Consider the following 19,684-nt stretch of genomic DNA (forward strand, 5'->3'; position numbering starts at 1 on the left):
TTTTGGTATAAATGCAGTTAACCAAACTAGAAATAAAGGGATTTAAGAGTTTCGGAGACAAGATCACGATCAACTTCAATGACGGTGTTACCGCGATTGTCGGGCCAAATGGATGTGGGAAATCCAATGTGGTGGACGCAATACGCTGGGTACTTGGTGAACAAAGTACAAAGATGCTACGTTCTGATAAAATGGAAAATATTATTTTTAACGGAACAAAGAACAGAAAACCAGCTAATCTTGCGGAAGTTTCCTTGACCTTCAATAATAACAATAATATCCTCCCAACAGAATTCTCTACTGTTACGGTGACACGTAAACTATTCCGAAATGGGGATAGTGAGTATCGTTTGAATGATGTAAAATGTCGTTTAAAAGATATCACAGATTTATTTTTGGATACCGGGGTCGGTGCCGATAGTTATTCCATCATCGAATTGAAAATGATCGATGAGATCATCAACAATAAAGACAATTCGCGTAGAAATCTTTTTGAGGAAGCATCCGGTATTTCAAAATACAAGGTGCGCAAAAAACAGACGCTAACAAAATTAAAAGATACTGAAGCTGACCTCAGCCGTGTGGACGATTTACTGTATGAGATCACAAAAAATCTTAAATCGCTAGAAAACCAAGCAAAAAAAGCAGAGAAATATACCCTACTCAAGCAGGAATATCGCCAAAGTAGCATTGACCTCGCTTACTATAGAATTGCTGATTTCTCGACTGAACTTGATCGACTTCAAACGCAGGAGTCTAAAGTTCAAAAGGATGCCGCAAATTCCCAGCAATTGATTCTCAATGCGGAGACTGAACTTCAATCATTGCGTCAGGTAAATTTGGAGCAGGAGAAGAACCTTTCTGTACAACAAAAGGCTACACAGGAATTTGTCAACAAAATCCGTGGCTATGAGTCGGAAAAGAAGATCAAAAATGAGAAAGTAAAAAATCTTCAGGATAAAGAAAATCGATTAAACCTTGATGTCAATAGCGACAAGCAACAACTGAATCACGTCCTTTATACCATTAAAAGACTGAATGAGGAGCTATTTGATGAGCAAAATAAACTTGACTCACTCAAAGACAACCTGGAATCCAATAAATCTGAGGTAGATGCTCTGAGGGGTCAACAACAATCTGCCAAGGGGAAATTGGACATCTTCAACAAAAGCAATGCTGAACTACAGGCTAAAATCTATAAACTTGAGAAGGATCTCGCCGTTTTTAATATCCAAAAAGAAGCCCTTCTTCAGGAAGCTGTCCGAAACAGTGTAGATACAGAATCAAAAGAAGCAGAATTACTGCAATTTAACAGTGCTGTAGCGGAATTGGAAGGCCGTATAGAAGCGCAGCAATTGCAGTATGATTCGGCCAATCAACTCGAGGAGGAACTGCAAACACAGATCCTTCAATGCCAGACAAATTTAGAGGAGTTTAAAGCACAACTTGCGAAAGACCTTAGATTGGTCGATGCCAAACAGAACGAATATAATTTGACAAAATCCCTTATTGACAATTTAGAGGGGTTCCCAGATTCCATTCGATTCTTGAAGAAAAATGCGGGTTGGAAAAAACAGCCACCTCTCTTCTCCGATGTACTATTTTGCCAGGAAAACTATCGTGTTGCGATTGAAAACTACCTGGAACCGATCATGAATCATTATGTTGTCGAGACACAACAAGATGCCGTTCAGGCCATCCAGTTATTGAGCGACGCCGCAAAAGGTCGTGCCAATTTCTTTGTTTTGGATGCTATAGATACAGCTGTCAAGAAGCCCGTTCCTCCACACGATAATCTCATGTCCGCGTTGGAAGTGATCACTGTGGATGAAAAATATAAAGCGCTTTGTACCTTACTCCTTCAGCATGTGTATATTTTAAAGCAGGAAGGCGAAAAGGAAATGGAGCAGAAGCTTCCCGAAGTAGGCCAGGTTATCTTACAGAAGAATGGTCGCTACGCCAAACATCATTTGGGCCTTTCTGGTGGATCTGTTGGATTATTCGAAGGGAAACGTATCGGTAGAGCGAAAAACCTGGAGGTTCTCTCTCAGGAAATTAAAGCGCTTAATCTGGAGATTGCTAAACTTGAAGACAAAATAACGGCTGAAACAGCACGTGTGGAAGCCTTACGTAGCAACTCACAAAAAGAACTTATTGATGAACTACGTTTTCAACTGAATAGACTCAACAATGAGTTGATTACGGTAAAAACCAAACAGGAGCAATATCAAGCTTTCATCAACAATTCGCAAATACGGAAAAAAGATATCCAGGAAAAAATTGCGACTATCGAGTCCGATCTTACGGTTGCCGAACCTCAGCTTCAGGAATTACGTATAGAAAAAGATCAAAGTGTAACCGAACTTTCCGAATTGCAAGATCAATTTCATGAAATTTCAGAGATATTAAACGAAAAATCCATCGCCTATAACCAGGAAAATATCAGTTATCATCAACAACTGAATAAAGTCGCTAATATTAGCAAGGATCTCGAATTCAGAGAGACTCAAAAAGATGATCATGAAATCCGTATCCAGCGAAATAGTATTGAACTCGTTGAAGTACAGGAAGCATTGCGAACTACGATCCCATTTGAGGACGAAGAAGATGCAGATCTTATTGCTATGTATGAGCAGAAGATTTCATTGGAAGAGGGCCTAAAAGAGTTAGAGGAAACGTATTATGCGGACAAGCAACAGATCAATAATCTGGAAGATTCACTGACTCAGCAACGCCGCTCAAAAGAACAGAGTGACTTTCTTGTCGGTGAGATTAAAGATAAGAAAACTGCCTTACAAATTGATCTCAATGCGCTCAAAGAACGTCTGTCGGTAGAATTTAATATCGAATTGAAAGATCTAATTGAACGTGAGGATGTACCGGAAATAGCAGAAGATCAATCCAGTTTAGCGACAAAATGCAGCAAGCTCAAAAAGCAGCTCGATGAGTTTGGGACGATCAATTTAATGGCTAAAGAGGCCTTTGATGAGATGAATGAGCGTTATGACTTTATCAATAAGGAAAAAGCAGATCTGATCGAAGCAAAAGGCTCATTAATGGCAACAATCAAAGAAATAGATGATACTGCTAAGGTACAGTTTATGTTTACCTTTAATGCTGTACGGGACAATTTTGTTAAGGTATTCCGTTCATTATTCAATGAAGAAGACAGCTGTGACCTGGTTTTGACTGATCCGAGTAATCCATTGGATTCGGATATTGATATCATTGCTCAACCAAAAGGAAAACGCCCATTGTCAATCAACCAGCTATCGGGTGGTGAGAAAACCTTGACCTCAACGGCATTGTTATTTTCATTGTATCTGTCAAAGCCGGCACCTTTCTGTATTTTTGATGAGGTCGATGCTCCACTGGATGATACCAATATTGATAAATTCAACAATATCATTCGTGATTTCTCCAAAAATTCACAGTTTATCGTTGTATCCCACAATAAGAAAACAATCGCAAGCACAGATATTATCTATGGTGTGACTATGGTCGAACAGGGCGTCTCACGTGTAGTAGCGGTAGATTTAAGAGAAGTAGCTTAGCATTATATTTTACGTAAAAGAATAGTAAAGCCCTACAAGCAAAATTGTAGGGCTTTTTTATGCCTGATAATGTTCCTGCCTTCAAATGAGGCTTTTTAAGTAACCTGAATAAGTAAATTATTAGGATAAATGAACTTTATTTTCTAATTTCTGACAATTATCAACGATTAAATTGTGAAATTATTAGCTGGGCTATTAACCTGCGCAATCTTACAGTCTTGCCAGGTAAACAACCTAGGTAAAAAAGATAAACACACATTGTATGTAAATGCAGTGATCCCAGCACATAAATTCTTAAAGATTTCAACAGAGAACGCGAGCACGTTTTCTGTCGATGCCGTCAATAAATCGAGCAATACGATAGGGTTAGCGACTGATACCATTGAAATCATCATGAAAAAAGGCAAAGAATACTCCCTGAACATAGGTCAGAAAGGAAGTGTGTCCATCAAAAACCCCTCCGGGTAGGAAGTTGGCGTAAAGCTGAAAGTCTATAATCACTCTTCGAAAATTATCCAGTATACGGATAACCTATAAACAGATAATGTATAATAGGCGTGAATTCATATTTTTAATTTTTAGGGGTCATTTATCCTTCACCACTAGACGTTTCTGATTAATCAAAAGATAAAAAGCCCAGAGTGGGGAACTCTGAGCTTTCGTTAGCCATATATTAACCTATTTTATGAAAAGTATTTGAAATTAAAACGCCACTTGTTTCAATTAATTATATGATTACCATTCCTTTAACATTTTTTAACATTTAAATAATAACTCTCCTATCTTCATACTTTTAGGAGAGCGCACGAACCAAAGTTGTTCGCTGGAAGGTCAAGCCGGATATTCGAAAACAATATATGATCTTCACCCTTGTATAATTATAAGTAGCTGCGAGTCGAAGACGTTTGCTGAAGAGCAAATTGGGTACCTGAAAACGATTCAACAATATACGCCCCTACCCTATGGTATATTCGTAGTCAGATGCAAGTTAAAGTCTTTCACTGGAGAGCCAATTGGATACCCGAAAAACTTTACTGCATAAAAACAAAAAGCCCGAAGTTGAGAACTCCGGGCTAACCTAACCAATTATTAACCTAAATTTATGAAAAGTCTAATTCTTAATCAAAGCATCCTTTTGCATTGCTTTTCCTTATAACGTTAGCTTCCCAATCAATATTACATGTGCTGGTCTGATTTATTTCAATTTTGACATTTTTTAACAATTCAATAAGTAACTTTAGGTGAACGAACTTGAAAAACCAACTATTATGGCAGAATACGATTTAAAAGAGCTTGAAAAAATCCGTCAAAACAAAGATGTCCTTGACTATTTGGAGCAACATGGGGTTTTGGAAATCAAAAAATTTAACGATGTCTATGACTATGAAAAAGAGCTCTATGATCTACAGGTTACCTTGCTCAAATTACAATATGATATTATTGAAAAAGGAAAACGTGTTGTCATTATATTCGAGGGAAGAGATGCCGCTGGAAAGGGAGGTACAATTGGTCGGGTGACCGAGCATTTAAATCCCAAAAAGGTACGTGTTGTGGCATTACCCAAGCCAACTGTTGAGGAGAATGGTCAGTGGTACTTTCAACGGTATATCAAGCATCTACCCAATGCCGGTGAAATGGTCATTTTCGACCGTAGTTATTATAACCGTGCTGTGGTAGAGCCTGTATTTGATTTTTGTACGAAGGAGCAGCATGAATTATTCATGCAACAGGTACCGGAATTTGAAAAGCAATTGATTGATGATGGTATCATCCTAATCAAGCTGTTTCTGAGCATTAGTAAAGAAGAGCAGGCGGAGCGATTGAAAGAGCGGCAAGAAGATATTCTAAAGCACTGGAAGGTTGGGGTTTTGGATCAACAGGCACAGGAAAAATGGGATGTTTATACGGGTTATATTGAAAAACTCTTTAAAACGACTGCCACCAAAAAGTCGCCTTGGTTTGAAATCGACAAAGACAATAAAAAGAAAGCCCGCTTAGCAGCTTTTCGGATAATTATCAATGCAATTGCCGGAAATGAACAGGAGAAATTGGATGATTTTGTGAACAAACACAATTAAAATGCGTCTTTAAAAAATGCCTCCAAAAGACCGTATCTTTTTGGAGGCATAACTCGTTAATTCATAACTCGCTAAGTAATGCTATACTTTTAAACGAGTATTGTCGTAGCGATCCGAGGGCCAGCCATTTGTACCGAAGCTGGCATTGAATGATCAAATTTTTCAAAATTTCCAATAAACAATTTTGCCAATCGTTTGGCTTGCACGTCATAGGCTTCATTATTGTTCCATAATCCCCTAGCGTCTAGAATCTGTTCGGGAACATATTCGCCACAGCTGGTCGGATAATCCAATCCAAAAATCTCATGCTTATTAAATTGAGCCTCCAATAGTGATCCATCCATTGCAGCACGAATTAGTGCCCGTGTATAGTTCAGTTTAATACGACGTCCGATACCATAAGGCCCTGCAATCCAACCTGTATTAACCAACCATACTTTGATATTGGGATTTTGCTCCAGTTTGGCCCGTAGTAACGCAGCATACTTCGCTGGGTGTAAAGGTAAGAATGCTTGACCAAAACATGTTGAGAAGGCTGCAGTAGGTTCCTTCACCCCTACTTCGGTACCGGCTACTTTTGCGGTATACCCACTCACAAAATGATAGACTGCCTGATCTACCGTTAACAATGAAATCGGGGGCAATACACCAAAGGCATCGGCAGTCAGAAAGAAAATATTTTCAGGAGCATTACCTATTCCCGTCATCTCAGCATTTTCCATGAAATCGATCGGATAGGAAACCCGCGTATTTTCGGTTTTACTGATATTGTCATAGTCTGGTCGATCAAACTCATCCAGGACAACATTCTCAAGCAACGAGCCAAAACGGATGGCATGGTAAATCTCAGGTTCTTTTTCCTCTGTAAGTCCTACACATTTTGCATAACAACCACCTTCAAAGTTGAAAATCCCCTTCTCGCTCCAACCATGCTCGTCATCACCGATCAATTTCCTGTTTTTATCAGCCGATAATGTGGTCTTACCCGTTCCGGAAAGTCCGAAGAATAAGGCCGTTTTACCATCTTTGGAGGTATTCGCCGAGCAGTGCATCGATAATACATTATGTTCATGCGGCAAAATAAAATTCAAGATGGAAAAGATACTTTTCTTGATTTCACCAGTATATCCAGTCCCCGCAATCAGCACCATTTTTTTCGTAAAATCAATGGCTACAAAATTCTCGTTTCGAATGCCATAGTGTTGCGGATCCTCGATAAGTAATGTCGGCGCAGCTAATATTGACCATTGCGGTTGACTATCAATATCACCCACAGATCTCAAAAACAGATTGTTAGCAAAAATACTTTGATAAGCTGTTTCTGTGATAACACGAATAGATAATTGATATGCTGGGTCCGCTCCTGCCGCACAATCCCGGACGTAAATTGTTCTGTTACTCAAATGTGCAGCAACCTTTGAAAATAATGCATCAAAATTGGCCGGGGTCATCGGCTGGTTGATTTCACCCCACCATACTGCATCCTTAGTCAAGGAGTCCTCGACCAAAAAACGGTCTTTGGGGGATCTTCCAGTAAATTTTCCTGTATCAGCGGCTAATGCTCCAGTGTCAGACAGTCTTCCCTCTTGATTCGCTAAAGCATGTTCGACCAACTCTGAAACAGGTAATTGATAAAATACATTTCCTGTATAATCAATTTTCAAATATTTCAAATCAGGCGCGTTTCCAATGTTACCCTTTTTCATATTTTTTGTTTGTTTTAAAATGTGCCCAAAGTTAAAGGCAAATTTCGCTAAAAACAAAACTTAATTATCTAAAAATCAGGCTTATTGTATAAAAAACACAAAAACAACAATCTAACTATCAATTAGTTATGAAGGTAAAATAAATTAAACTTTTTAGCATATTTTTTTAGCACAATCCCTTCATGTACCGTCCATATATTTTATATTTTTCGTAAATTGTTCCAAGCTTTACAAATATTAATAAGATGAAATTACATGCGATAGAAACAGGCTTCTTTAAATTGGACGGCGGTGCCATGTTTGGAGTGGTTCCCAAAAGTATCTGGAACAAAACAAACCCGGCTGATTCCAACAATATGTGCACATGGGGCAATCGTTTACTCCTCATAGAGGAAGGTAATAAATTAATGCTGGTGGACACAGGCCTTGGCGATAAACAAAACGAAAAATTCTTCAGTTATTACTATTTACACGGTGATGCCACATTAGATAAATCGCTTAAAAATATTGGCTTTGACAGAAACGATATTACAGATGTCATCCTGACACATTTGCATTTTGATCATTGTGGTGGTGCCATTATCCGTGAAGGGGAAAAATTATCTCCTGCTTTCAAAAATGCAGACTTTTGGAGCAATAGTGACCATTGGGCCTGGGCTACAGCCCCCAATCCGAGAGAGAAAGCATCGTTTCTAAAAGAGAATATCCTTCCTATTCAAGAAAGTGGCCGATTGAAATTCGTTGAAGATAGCAAGGATCCATTTGGCAAGGACATCAGCATTCGCTATGCCAACGGCCATACCGAAGCGATGATGTTGCCACAGATTCAATATAAGGGAAAGACAGTGCTCTATATGGCAGATCTGTTGCCCTCTGTCGGTCATATTCCGATCCCATATGTCATGGGCTATGACGTGAGGCCATTAGTCACCATGGAAGAGCGCAACAACTATTGGAATGAAATCGTCGAAAATGAATACATTCTCTTCTTTGAACATGATCCGGTTAATGAATGCTGTACCTTACAACATACGGAAAAAGGAATCCGGGTAAAAGATATCTTTAAATTAAGTGATATTTAGGAAAACATCAGTTAGCTTATGAAATGATTCTGTTTCCTGATGAAGCTACCATAAGAAAGGGGATGTTTTGACATCCCCTTTCTTATGGTAGTATAGATTGAAATCGTTAGAATCTAAAGCCCAAAGCCCAATAGTTTTCAAAAAACCAGATCTGTTGTGTGGCTTTGTCGACGCCTCTTCTACCCGTTGTGCGGATATTGTACAAATCAGTCCAACCTGTTTTAAAGTTTCCTTGCAAATAAAGTCCTTTATAAAAACGGTAGTGTAAACCAACTTTTGCAGATGCACCGTATCCAGCAATATTCCAAAAGTGATTAGCCCCCTCACCAAAAAGGCGGACATCAGATCGTGGTATCAAAAGTCCTACATCTACACCAGATTCCATCGTGAGTACCTGTTGACCTTTACGATTGTTGATGATATCATCGTATCGCTCCAACCCTACAGAGGCGAAATTGTATCCATCCGTATGTTCAAAAGTCAACATCGCAGAATCCACCGTAATCTTTTCGCCATTATATTGTCCTGCACGATTGCCGGTTGGTATGCCAGGGTTTGAGATTTCATCACCAATATAACCTGTGATCTTGACCTGTTGTGGAATATCCACAACATATTTCATATGATCCCAACCTAAGGAAATGGAGTAATTGTCCTTGATATAATAACCGAAGTGCAGATTAAATTGTGGAATAGTCAAACGACCGGGGTCAAAATAAGTCGACCCAAATTTCGTCGGGCGGTCACCCGCTTTTACATCGTGGAGGATGAAATCATAATTTGGACCTGTAAAATGTATATCGGATTTTGCGTAAGAAGAAAAGTTATACCCCCAAAAAAAGAAAAACTTCCCTTTATTACTTTCTGTCCTTAAATTCCTTGGTTTAAAAATGCTTTTTCCTATTTCTGGATTTTCCTGTGCAAATAAACTCGAAACACTTAATGCAAGTGCTCCAATTGTCAAAAATATTTTTCTCATATCGGCGCTAAAAACGTTGGGCAAAAGTACCCTCATTCTATTTTATAACCAAATAAATTGCGTGGAAATTAGTAAAATATGACGAAGATCACAGAAATGTTTTACCATTTGAACTTGCATAAAAAAAGCTGCTTTCGGATGAAAGCAGCTTTTAACTAAATTTTTATGGAATCAATTTATTTCACTTGATTCTTACGGATGATATTCAAAGCACCACCGGCTTTAAACCATTCAATCTGTTGTGCATTGTAGGTGTGGTTTGCCAAGATCTCCTCTTGAGTTCCATCCGCATGGTGCAACACAAGAGTCAATGGTTTTCCAGGAGCGAACTCCGTCAAACCAAGGATATCAATCGTATCATTTTCTTGGATTTTGTTATAGTCGTCTTTGTTAGCGAAAGTTAAACCCAACATACCTTGTTTTTTCAGGTTCGTCTCGTGAATACGAGCAAAAGATTTAACCAATACTGCGCGGACACCCAAATGACGTGGTTCCATCGCGGCATGCTCACGGGAAGACCCTTCACCATAGTTCTCATCCCCTACCACAATTGATCCGATGTTATGTGCTTTATAGTCACGTTGCGTTGCCGGAACAGGACCATATTCACCTGTCAATTGATTCTTCACGTTATCGGTTTTCTCATTGAAAAAGTTAACCGCACCGATCAGCATATTATTTGAGATATTATCTAAGTGACCACGGTATTTCAACCAAGGACCAGCCATAGAAATATGATCCGTCGTACATTTACCTTTTGCTTTGATCAATAGTTTCAACCCTTTTAAGTCTGTACCTTCCCAGGCTGCAAAAGGTTCCAACAATTGGAGACGGTCTGATGTCGGTGCTACGTCAACAACGATAGCACTACCATCCGCTGCAGGAGCCTGATATCCCGGATCATCAACAGCAAATCCTTTTGTTGGTAATTCATCTCCCACAGGAGGATCCAACTTCACTTGCTCACCTTTATTGTTCGTTAGTGTATCCGTAACAGGATTAAAGCCCAAATCACCGGAAATTGCAATTGCAGCAACCAGTTCTGGCGAAGCAACAAATGCATAGGTATTTGGATTACCATCCGCACGTTTTGCAAAGTTACGGTTGAACGAGTGAACAATCGTGTTTTTCTCTTGCTTGTCCGCACCCACACGATCCCACATACCGATACATGGACCACAAGCGTTGGTGAATATAGTTGCGTTAAGATCTTCGAATGTTTTTAATAAACCATCACGATCCGCTGTAAAACGAACCTGCTCAGAGCCCGGGTTGATACCAAATTCAGCTTTAGTGATCAATCCTTTGTCAACAGCTTGTTTGGCAATAGAAGCGGCACGCGACAAATCCTCATACGAAGAGTTTGTACAAGATCCGATCAATCCCCACTCCACTTTCAAAGGCCAGCCATTCTTATCAGCCTCTTCACGCATGCGCGAAACTGGCGTATACAAATCTGGCGTGAATGGACCATTTAATGAAGGTTCGAGTTCCGAAAGATTAATTTCGATCAATTGATCAAAATATTGTTCAGGATTAGCATAGACTTCAGCATCAGCTGTCAAGTGTTGTTTGATGGCATTGGCGGCATCCGCAACTTCAGCACGGCCTGTCGCACGAAGGTAACGCTCCATGGACTCATCGTAACCAAATGTTGAGGTCGTGGCACCAATTTCAGCGCCCATATTACAGATTGTACCTTTACCTGTACAAGATAGAGACTCTGCACCTTCGCCAAAATATTCAACGATTGCGCCAGTTCCTCCTTTTACAGTCAAGATTCCCGCAACTTTTAGGATAACGTCTTTTGCTGCAGCCCAACCACTCAATTTACCGGTTAATTTAACACCGATCAATTTTGGAAATTTTAGCTCCCAAGGTAAACCTGCCATCACGTCACAGGCATCAGCACCACCTACACCAATTGCAACCATACCTAGACCACCGGCATTTACAGTATGTGAATCCGTACCGATCATCATACCACCTGGGAATGCATAGTTTTCCAGTACAACTTGGTGGATAATACCTGCACCTGGTTTCCAGAAACCTATACCATATTTATTTGAAACAGAGCTCAAGAAGTTAAATACTTCCGAACTTTCGTTTTTAGCACGAGCTAAATCTTTATCTGCGCCTTCTTTCGCCTGGATCAAGTGATCACAGTGAACGGTAGAAGGAACCGCGACCTTTGGACGTCCAGCCTGCATAAATTGCAACAAAGCCATTTGTGCAGTTGCATCTTGCATCGCTACACGATCAGGGGCAAAATCAACGTAAGAAACGCCGCGCTTATAATCTTCTGTCGCATTACTATCCCAAAGGTGGGCATATAAAATTTTCTCAGATAAAGTCAAAGGTTTGTTCACCACCTGACGAGCCGCAGCAATGCGCTCATCATAACGGCTATACACCTTTTTAATCATATCTACATCAAAAGCCATATCTCTCTTATTTATGTTATTTAATTAAGTTACTGAAACCCTGATAGCTTTTTACTTTGTCGGAATAGGCGCAAATTTAGTTAAGTTAATGCCTTCGACAGCAGCTTTGTATTCTTCAATATTAGGAATACGGCCTAAAATAGCTGAAAGTACAACAACAGGTGTAGATGCCAATAGGGATTCTCCTTTTTTACCATCTCTGTCTTCTACTACACGGCCTTGAAACAACCGTGTTGAAGTAGCCATCACCGTATCACCTTTGGCAGCTTTCTCTTGGTTACCCATGCAAAGGTTACAACCAGGACGCTCTAGGTACATGATATTTTCGTATTCTGTACGGGCAGTGCTTTTTGGCAATGCATCACTGAACTCAAATCCAGAGTATTTTTGCAAGAATTCCCAATCGCCTTCTGCTTTCAACTCATCAATGATATTATAAGTCGGAGCTGCAACAACCAATGGTGCCTCAAAAGTAACAACACCTTTTTGCTGTTCAATATTCCGCAACATTTTCGAAACGATTTTCAAATCGTCCTTATGCACCATACATGAACCTACGAAACCTAAATCCACCTTTTTGTTTCCACCATAGTAAGAAAGATCACGAATGGTGTCATGTGTATAACGCTTAGAAACGTCTGCGTTATTTACATCTGGATCCGCAATCATTGGCTCTTCAATAAGATCCAAATCAACGACAACCTCAGCATAGTATTTCGCATTGTTATCTGGCGTCAACGCAGGTTTCGCTCCAGATCTGATTTCTTCGATACGTTTGTTCGCTTTATCGATCAAACCTTGCAAAACGTTGTTTTTATTTTCCATACCCTTATCAATCATGATTTGGATACGATTTTTAGCGATTTCTAAAGATTCAATTAATGTATCATCCTGCGAAATACAGATGGATGCTTTCGCTTTCATCTCCGCCGTCCAGTCCGTAAAAGTAAAGGCCTGATCGGCAAGTAATGTACCGATATGAACCTCAATAATTCTACCTTGGAAAACGTTTTCCCCAGCGAATTGCTGTAACATCTGCGCCTGAGTGGCATGTACAACATCACGGAAATCCATGTGTTCTTTCATGCTGCCCTTGAAAGTAACTTTTACAGATTCCGGAATCGGCATCGAAGCTTCACCCGTAGCCAATGCCAATGCAACAGTACCCGAGTCAGCTCCAAAAGCAACACCTTTAGACATACGTGTATGGGAGTCACCACCAATGATGATCGCCCATTCGTCAATCGTAATATCATTTAATACTTTGTGGATCACGTCTGTCATGGAGTGATAAACGCCTTTTGGATCGCGTGCTGTGATCAAACCAAAATCGTTCATAAATTTCATCAATTTTGGAATGTTCGCTTGCGCTTTCTTATCCCAAACAGATGCTGTATGACAACCTGATTGATAAGCACCATCAACCGTAGGAGCAATTACTGTAGCAGCCATTGCCTCCAACTCCTGAGCAGTCATTAAACCTGTCGTATCTTGAGATCCAACAATATTCACTTTCACGCGCACGTCAGAACCAGCATGCAATACTTTGCCTGGTGTTACACCTACCGCATTTTTGTTGAAGATTTTCTCTACAGCAGTTAAGCCTTGACCTTCAATGGTAATTTCTTTTGAAGGAGCAAATACTGTAGGTGCTTGGATACCTAAAGTTTGTGCTGCGAAAGTTTGGATTTTTTTACCAAATACGATAGCATAAGAACCACCCGCTTTGATAAACTCCATTTTTTGTGGTGTCAATGCCTTTGAAATATCAATTAGCTCCTGCTCACCATTATATAATTTTTTTGTCTTGGTATTGATGGTTAATACAGTACCTGTAGCAACAGAATAAACCTCCTCTAAAATAGGCTCATTTTTATCATTGCGAACAACGTTTCCGTTTTCATCGACTTTCTTCACCCAGTTTTTAAGATCGATACCGATACCACCTGTAACATCTACTGTCGTCAAGAAAATTGGAGAAATGCCATTCGTACCACCTACAATGGGCGCGATGTTTACAAAAGGAACATAAGGACTAGCTTGTTTACCGGTCCATAAGGCCACATTATTTACACCTGACATCCGTGAGGATCCCACACCCATTGTACCTCTTTCGGCGATCAACATCACACTTTTACCTGGATGCTGTGCCTGTAGATCTTGGATTTGTTGTTGTGCTTCTGGCGTGATCATACATTTACCGTGCAATTCACGATCAGAACGCGAGTGTGCCTGGTTACCAGGAGATAGTAAATCTGTAGAGATATCACCTTCACCTGCGATAAAAGTAACTACCTGAATTTCCTCCGTTACTTCCGGAAGTTTCGTAAAAAATTCAGCCTTTGCGTAGCTTTCCAAGATATCTTTTGCGATAGCATTGCCTTGTTCATAAGCGTCCTTCAAACGAGCAGTATCGGCATCATATAAGAAAACCTGTGTTTTAAGTACTTCCGCAGCTTGACTTGCGATCGCAGCATCAGCACCTAAAGCAAGATCCAATAATACGTTGATAGAAGGTCCACCCTTCATATGAGACAATAGCTCAAAAGCAAAATCAGGTGTGATCTCAGCAACAACTGATTCACCCAGAATAATTTCTTTTAAGAACTGCGCTTTAACACCAGCTGCAGGCGTTGTCCCCGGCAAGGTATTATAGATAAACAATCTTAAAGATTCTGCTCTATTTTCATTGTTTAAATCTTTAATCTGAGCAATTACTTCACTTAGTAATTCTGCTCCGTCAATAGGCTTAGGATGTAATCCTTGGCCTTCTCGTTCTACAACCTCTTGTACGTAATCGTTGTAAATACTCATAGATATCAATCTTTCTATTTTAAGGGTAGTTCAGCAGATATACTCTTATCTTCCTACACTACCGTGTCTGTAATATAATTAAGCGAATATATAACCTGTGTAGCCTTCCTACATTAAATTATAAATGCCCGTTCAGTTCGCATTTTCAAGTTGATTCATTTACCGTAAATCAACTATTATGACTAAATACAAAAATAGTGAAAATCCAACTTTAAACGCATGCATTCCATTTATTTAAATCAATTTGGAATTGTTCTAAACAGAACTTATGCAATCCAGCCATTTTTTTTTGAAACTATTTTTTTCGTCCTATCCATCTAAAAAAAAGAGGTGATTTATTTTACTAAATCACCTCTTCCTATCTTTATATATTTTCTATATTTATATCTATATCTTTCAGCGATTTAATGGTATCCATAGGCGCTGCGGCATTGAACACAAAAGAACCTGCGACCAATACATCTGCGCCAGCTTTTAACAGTTGAGCAGCATTGGCGGTAGTAACTCCCCCATCAATTTCGATCAGTAATCCATCGTTGACACCCTTAGCCATTGCACGAAGCTCCTGTACTTTGGCATATGTATTTGCAATAAACTTCTGTCCGCCAAACCCAGGATTGACAGACATCAGGCACACAAGATCCAGATCTGCCAAAACATCTTTCAAAAGTGCTACAGGAGTATGTGGGTTCAATGCAACCCCTGCTTTACACCCCAATTCTTTAATAGCTGCCAATGTACGGTGCAGATGCGTACAAGCCTCGTAATGTACGGTAATTATTTCTGCTCCAGAATCCTTACAGACTTGTAAATAACGATCAGGATCAACAATCATCAAATGTACATCCAATGGTTTAGTGGCGTGTTTCGCAATAGCTTGCATAACGGGAAATCCAAATGAAATATTGGGTACAAATACGCCGTCCATAATATCGATATGAAACCAATCAGCCTCACTATTGTTTACCATGATGATATCATCGTATAATTTTGCGAAGTCTGCAGCAAGAACGGATGGTGCAATTAGATGTGATTTTGTTGACATGTTGTGTTTTTTTTGCAAAGATAACAAGTATTTTCCGTTCAACACAGCATTCCTAACATTTAACATGATTCAAATAGCACTCAGCAGAATCCACAAAAAATAAATTATAACTACATTTGTATATTAACTTTATATAAAAAACATCGTTCACTGTGGGAAGATTAAAAATAAAATATAAAAGAGAATTAAACACGTCAGAAAATCTCATCCGAAAAATTGGACTAATATTGATCACGATCGTTCTGATCTGTATTTTTCTTCCCAAACAACCACGATTCCGTTATGAGTTCCAAAAAGGAAAAGTCTGGAATCATGAAAATTTAATATCACCCTACAATTTTGCGATCCTCAAGACGCAGGAGGAGCTTAATGCAGACAAAAAAGGTATATTGAATACAATCCAGCCAATTTATAACGCCAATACAACAACAAGCAAAGAGCAAATTGATCAGTTCAATACCGATTTATCCGAAAAATGGCAGAGCAGCAAACTCGACACGACACACGAAAATATAAACGATTACCGCAGTGCCGGAAATGCGATATTAAACCACCTTTATGGAAAAGGGATACTCTCGTTGAATAATCGGTTTCAAAACCGCAACAACGAAAAATCACCGGCTTCAAAACATTACAATTTTACGTTAATACAAGATAAAGTTGCCTCACAAAAAAACACAGCTGATTGCTATACGATCGAAAGCTCCTATGGCTATATGGATGAATTAATGCCCAAGCTGACTAAAATCAAGCAAAAAGGCTGGCTAGAGGAAACGTTAAAAAACTATATCACGATTAACTATATTTATAACGACCAGCAGACCGAAGCACTGGAACAAAATGCCATCGCCAATATATCCGCTACCCGAGGTGTTGTACAAAAAGGTGAACTGATCGCTGAAAAAGAAAAGATTATATCCAATGAGACCTACCAAAAACTAGAATCATTACGTAAGGTATATGAAGACGAAGGAAAAATAAGTGGAAATCAAAACTATGTAACCCTAGGGCAATTTCTCATTATATCCCTCGCGCTTTCCATACTCATGGTATTTCTGTTTCTTTTCCGTAAAGACATCTATTTCAACAACAGGTTATTGATGATTATCATGATCGTCATCATCGGCATGCTTGCTGTGCTTTCATGGGCTATCAAGATAAAAATACCAAATCTGTACTATATTCCATTTTGTGCGGTACCCATTATCATCCGCATCTTATTCGACACAAGGGTCGCACTGAACATCCACCTATTAATGGTCCTTTTGGCGGGACTATTTGTACCGAATAGTTTCGAGTTTGTCTTTTTACAATTTATGGCGGGCATCGTCGCGATATACAGTATCAAGACATTGGTAAAACGTGAACAATTGTTTGTTTCTTCGGCTATCATCTTAGGTACATATTGGGTCGCTTACATCGGATTAGTGATCACAAGAAATGGCTCTATTGACACCATTTACTGGACAGACCTCCTTCCCTTCCTGGTTAGTGTAATGATCACGCTGCTTGCCTATCCGATGATCTATGCCTTCGAGAAACTTTTTGGAATTGTTTCCGATTTAACCTTGATGGAACTCACCAATAGTAATTCCAAATTATTGCGGGAACTTTCCTTTAAAGCTCCGGGCACTTTTCAGCACTCCCTACAGGTAGCCAATCTGGCGGAGGCCGCAATTTATAAAATTGGGGGTAATCCCCTGTTGGTCCGTGCCGGTGCCTTGTACCATGACATTGGTAAATTGACCAATCCGCAATTTTTTATTGAGAACCAAAAAACAGAGAAAAATCCGCATGACGAACTCTCTCCGGAGCAAAGTGCGCAGATCATCATCTCCCATGTCATCAAAGGTGTTGATGTCGCCAAGAAACATCAGCTTCCCGAGGTTATCCTTGACTTTATCCGAACACATCACGGTACCACCCGTGTGGACTACTTTTACAATTTATTTGTTAAAAACAATCCAGACAAACTCGTGGACGAATCTCTGTTCACCTACCCCGGCCCAATCCCTTTCTCTAAAGAAACAGCGGTACTGATGATGGCCGACTCTGTTGAAGCTGCATCCAGAGCGTTAAAAGAACCCTCGGAGGAGTCCATCAATAATCTGGTTGATAAAATAATTGAACACAAATTGATGCGCGGACAGTTCAACAATAGTAACATTACATTGAAAGATATCACCGAATCGGCCGTTATTTTCAAGGCTATGCTCAAAAGCATCTACCATGTTCGCGTGGATTATGATTTAAGCAAAAAAACAATGTAATTTTAATTGCTAAACAACAAATTGAAATTCAAACGCTTATTGCAACGTTACATTTTTTTTGCATTTTTTTTGATATTTAGGCTTTGCAGATTCAAATAATTGCCTTATGTTTGCAATGTCAAAACACGGAAGGGTGCCTGAGTGGCCGAAAGGAACAGTTTGCTAAACTGTCGTACTGGAAACGGTACCGCGGGTTCGAATCCCGCCTCTTCCGCAGACAAAAGCGCTTTCAGAGGAATCAGAAAGCGCTTTTTTTGTTTCTGGCGCAAAGGCAGCACCAAAAACAGCACCAAGTTTAAAATCCAGCAGAAAGCGGTTCATGAGGACAAGACAGTTCAAGAACGCGCGGATCGTCAGGGCAACAAACGGAGACTGGAGAGTGGTCTATGAATACCAGATCCCCGGCCAGGCGGGAAAATTCAGAAAATTCTATGTCAGGGACGGTATCAACTACATCCATGATCCTGAGGAAAAAGAACTGGCCGCGCAGCAGCTCAGGGAAGACATAGATTACGCTCTGGCTTTCGGATTCAACCCTTTCCTGCCACAAGAGATCCTTTGCCAGCAGATCGCTGAACAGGAAAGCATTTTAAGCCTCCAGAACGAACGCAAAAAGCAAAAGTCCTGGTCCGTTCCCCTAGCCGCAGAAAAATTCCTTGAATATGGCCGAAAATGCGGATTGAGCGAAAATACGACCCGGACTTACGTATCATTTCTGAACAACCTGAAAAAATATGTGGAATCCATGGATAATCCCGATATCCCCTGCTCGGCACTTCACGATGGACATATCCAGGATTTTCTGGACTACTATTTTTTTGAAGAAGAATGGACTCCTAGGACTTATAACAATCACGCGAAATTCATGAGCCAGTTCTTCACAAGAGTTGCCAAACTTGAAAGGAAACAGAACCGGTCTATAAAATACGAAATCGATCTCTCTGACCTCATCATCAAGAAAGACAGGGCAGAAAAAAATAAATATTACTCACCAATCGTAGCGGAAAAAGTAAAATCTGAACTTCAAAAAGATCCCGAGATTTATAATTATTCAAGGTGGATTTTTTATTCCTGCATGCGTCCAAAGGAAATCCGTCATCTAAAAGTGCAGGACATTGACCTCCTCTCGCGTCAGATCAAGGTTCCAGGACCAAATGGAAAAACAGGAGACCGGCTTGTCCCTATCTGTGACGAACTTCACGAACTTATCCTGGAAATGGGAATTGACAAAGCCGACCTGAATTACTTTATTTTTGGAAAAGGCCAGACAATCTCACCTGAGCAAGTATATGAAGATTATTTTAGAAGAAGGTACCAAAAGATTAAGGAGCAACTTGAATTAGACAATAATTATACGTTATACTCATGGAAACATACACGTGTAGTTTCATTAATTACAGCAGGTTTTGATGACAATCAGGTAATGACACTTACCGGTCACAGGGACAGAGCAGCATTTGAAGCCTATAAAAGGGACCTGATCATCGACAACACAGTTATGAAGAAAAAAACAATTAATTTTTAGATTCTAACTGTTTCCCGCCGTCGATTATATACGTTTATAGAAACAAACATATAGATTTAGGTTGTGCGATCTTAAATCCTTTACACCTTGAACTTATGAAAGAAACTAACAGTGAAAAAGTATGCTAAGGTGCCGGTCAGCATACTTTTTTCACATTATTTTGAGCAGGATTTAATAAAAGACCTTT

The 19,684-nt window shown here is 39.7% G+C and carries 11 protein-coding genes and 1 tRNA gene; 7 read left to right on the forward strand and 5 right to left on the reverse strand.

Translation table 11 applies throughout. From position 1 onward, the window contains the following. The first annotated feature begins 11 nt into the window (after positions 1–11). The 3 genes from smc to ppk2 all read left to right on the forward strand — a co-directional run bounded on the left by smc (position 12) and on the right by ppk2 (position 5,632). On the forward strand, positions 12–3,554 hold the full coding sequence (gene smc / locus OGI71_RS08475; protein WP_282254958.1) for a chromosome segregation protein SMC: 3,543 nt from the start codon (positions 12–14) through the stop codon (positions 3,552–3,554). 174 nt (positions 3,555–3,728) lie between these two features. After that, positions 3,729–4,022, forward strand: a complete 294-nt coding sequence (locus OGI71_RS08480; protein WP_282254959.1) for a hypothetical protein — start codon at positions 3,729–3,731, stop codon at positions 4,020–4,022. An 800-nt stretch (positions 4,023–4,822) separates the two neighbouring features. Further along, the gene (gene ppk2 / locus OGI71_RS08485; RefSeq protein WP_282254960.1) at positions 4,823–5,632 is read left to right on the forward strand and encodes a polyphosphate kinase 2; all 810 of its coding nucleotides are present in this window, start codon (positions 4,823–4,825) and stop codon (positions 5,630–5,632) included. Positions 5,633–5,721: 89 nt separating this feature from the next. On the opposite strand, the gene pckA is transcribed toward ppk2, so the two are convergent. Next, complete coding sequence (gene pckA / locus OGI71_RS08490; RefSeq protein ID WP_282254961.1) at positions 5,722–7,338, reverse strand: phosphoenolpyruvate carboxykinase (ATP); 1,617 nt, start codon at positions 7,336–7,338, stop codon at positions 5,722–5,724. A 245-nt stretch (positions 7,339–7,583) separates the two neighbouring features. Between pckA and OGI71_RS08495 the strand changes: the two genes are divergently transcribed. Then, positions 7,584–8,420: an MBL fold metallo-hydrolase gene (locus OGI71_RS08495; protein ID WP_282254962.1), complete on the forward strand. Its 837-nt coding sequence runs from the start codon at positions 7,584–7,586 to the stop codon at positions 8,418–8,420. Between the two features lie 106 nt (positions 8,421–8,526). Here OGI71_RS08495 and OGI71_RS08500 read toward each other — a convergent pair whose 3' ends face one another. The 4 genes from OGI71_RS08500 to rpe form a co-directional block, all read right to left on the reverse strand. Further along, complete coding sequence (locus tag OGI71_RS08500) at positions 8,527–9,399, reverse strand: hypothetical protein (RefSeq protein WP_282254963.1); 873 nt, start codon at positions 9,397–9,399, stop codon at positions 8,527–8,529. A gap of 176 nt (positions 9,400–9,575) precedes the next feature. Continuing rightward, entirely contained in the window at positions 9,576–11,843 is a 2,268-nt protein-coding gene (locus OGI71_RS08505) for an aconitate hydratase (protein WP_282254964.1), read from the reverse strand. A 51-nt stretch (positions 11,844–11,894) separates the two neighbouring features. Continuing rightward, positions 11,895–14,657, reverse strand: a complete 2,763-nt coding sequence (locus OGI71_RS08510; RefSeq protein WP_282254965.1) for a bifunctional aconitate hydratase 2/2-methylisocitrate dehydratase — start codon at positions 14,655–14,657, stop codon at positions 11,895–11,897. 364 nt (positions 14,658–15,021) lie between these two features. Then, on the reverse strand, positions 15,022–15,702 hold the full coding sequence (gene rpe / locus OGI71_RS08515) for a ribulose-phosphate 3-epimerase (RefSeq protein ID WP_282254966.1): 681 nt from the start codon (positions 15,700–15,702) through the stop codon (positions 15,022–15,024). A gap of 152 nt (positions 15,703–15,854) precedes the next feature. Here rpe and OGI71_RS08520 point away from each other — a divergent pair, with 152 nt between their 5' ends. The 3 genes from OGI71_RS08520 to OGI71_RS08530 all read left to right on the forward strand — a co-directional run bounded on the left by OGI71_RS08520 (position 15,855) and on the right by OGI71_RS08530 (position 19,497). Beyond that, complete coding sequence (locus OGI71_RS08520) at positions 15,855–17,972, forward strand: HDIG domain-containing metalloprotein (protein WP_282254967.1); 2,118 nt, start codon at positions 15,855–15,857, stop codon at positions 17,970–17,972. A gap of 127 nt (positions 17,973–18,099) precedes the next feature. Further along, positions 18,100–18,186, forward strand: a tRNA-Ser gene (locus OGI71_RS08525). A 105-nt stretch (positions 18,187–18,291) separates the two neighbouring features. Further along, positions 18,292–19,497 carry a tyrosine-type recombinase/integrase gene (locus OGI71_RS08530; RefSeq protein ID WP_282254969.1) on the forward strand — a complete coding sequence of 402 codons (1,206 nt, stop codon included), beginning with the start codon at positions 18,292–18,294 and terminating at the stop codon, positions 19,495–19,497. The last annotated feature ends 187 nt before the right edge of the window (positions 19,498–19,684 follow it).

It is taken from the genome of Sphingobacterium sp. ML3W (genome assembly GCF_029542085.1).
Lineage (GTDB): Bacteria > Bacteroidota > Bacteroidia > Sphingobacteriales > Sphingobacteriaceae > Sphingobacterium.

What these genes read in the sequence shown, in the direction of transcription:
- OGI71_RS08505 (WP_282254964.1), bottom strand. Translation starts at nt 11,843, where the DNA reads ATGGCTTTTGATGTAGATATGATTAAAAAGGTGTATAGCCGTTATGAT.
- smc (WP_282254958.1), top strand. Translation starts at nt 12, where the DNA reads ATGCAGTTAACCAAACTAGAAATAAAGGGATTTAAGAGTTTCGGAGAC.
- OGI71_RS08500 (WP_282254963.1), bottom strand. Translation starts at nt 9,399, where the DNA reads ATGAGAAAAATATTTTTGACAATTGGAGCACTTGCATTAAGTGTTTCG.
- pckA (WP_282254961.1), bottom strand. Translation starts at nt 7,338, where the DNA reads ATGAAAAAGGGTAACATTGGAAACGCGCCTGATTTGAAATATTTGAAA.
- rpe (WP_282254966.1), bottom strand. Translation starts at nt 15,702, where the DNA reads ATGTCAACAAAATCACATCTAATTGCACCATCCGTTCTTGCTGCAGAC.
- ppk2 (WP_282254960.1), top strand. Translation starts at nt 4,823, where the DNA reads ATGGCAGAATACGATTTAAAAGAGCTTGAAAAAATCCGTCAAAACAAA.
- OGI71_RS08495 (WP_282254962.1), top strand. Translation starts at nt 7,584, where the DNA reads ATGAAATTACATGCGATAGAAACAGGCTTCTTTAAATTGGACGGCGGT.
- OGI71_RS08530 (WP_282254969.1), top strand. Translation starts at nt 18,292, where the DNA reads ATGAGGACAAGACAGTTCAAGAACGCGCGGATCGTCAGGGCAACAAAC.
- OGI71_RS08510 (WP_282254965.1), bottom strand. Translation starts at nt 14,657, where the DNA reads ATGAGTATTTACAACGATTACGTACAAGAGGTTGTAGAACGAGAAGGC.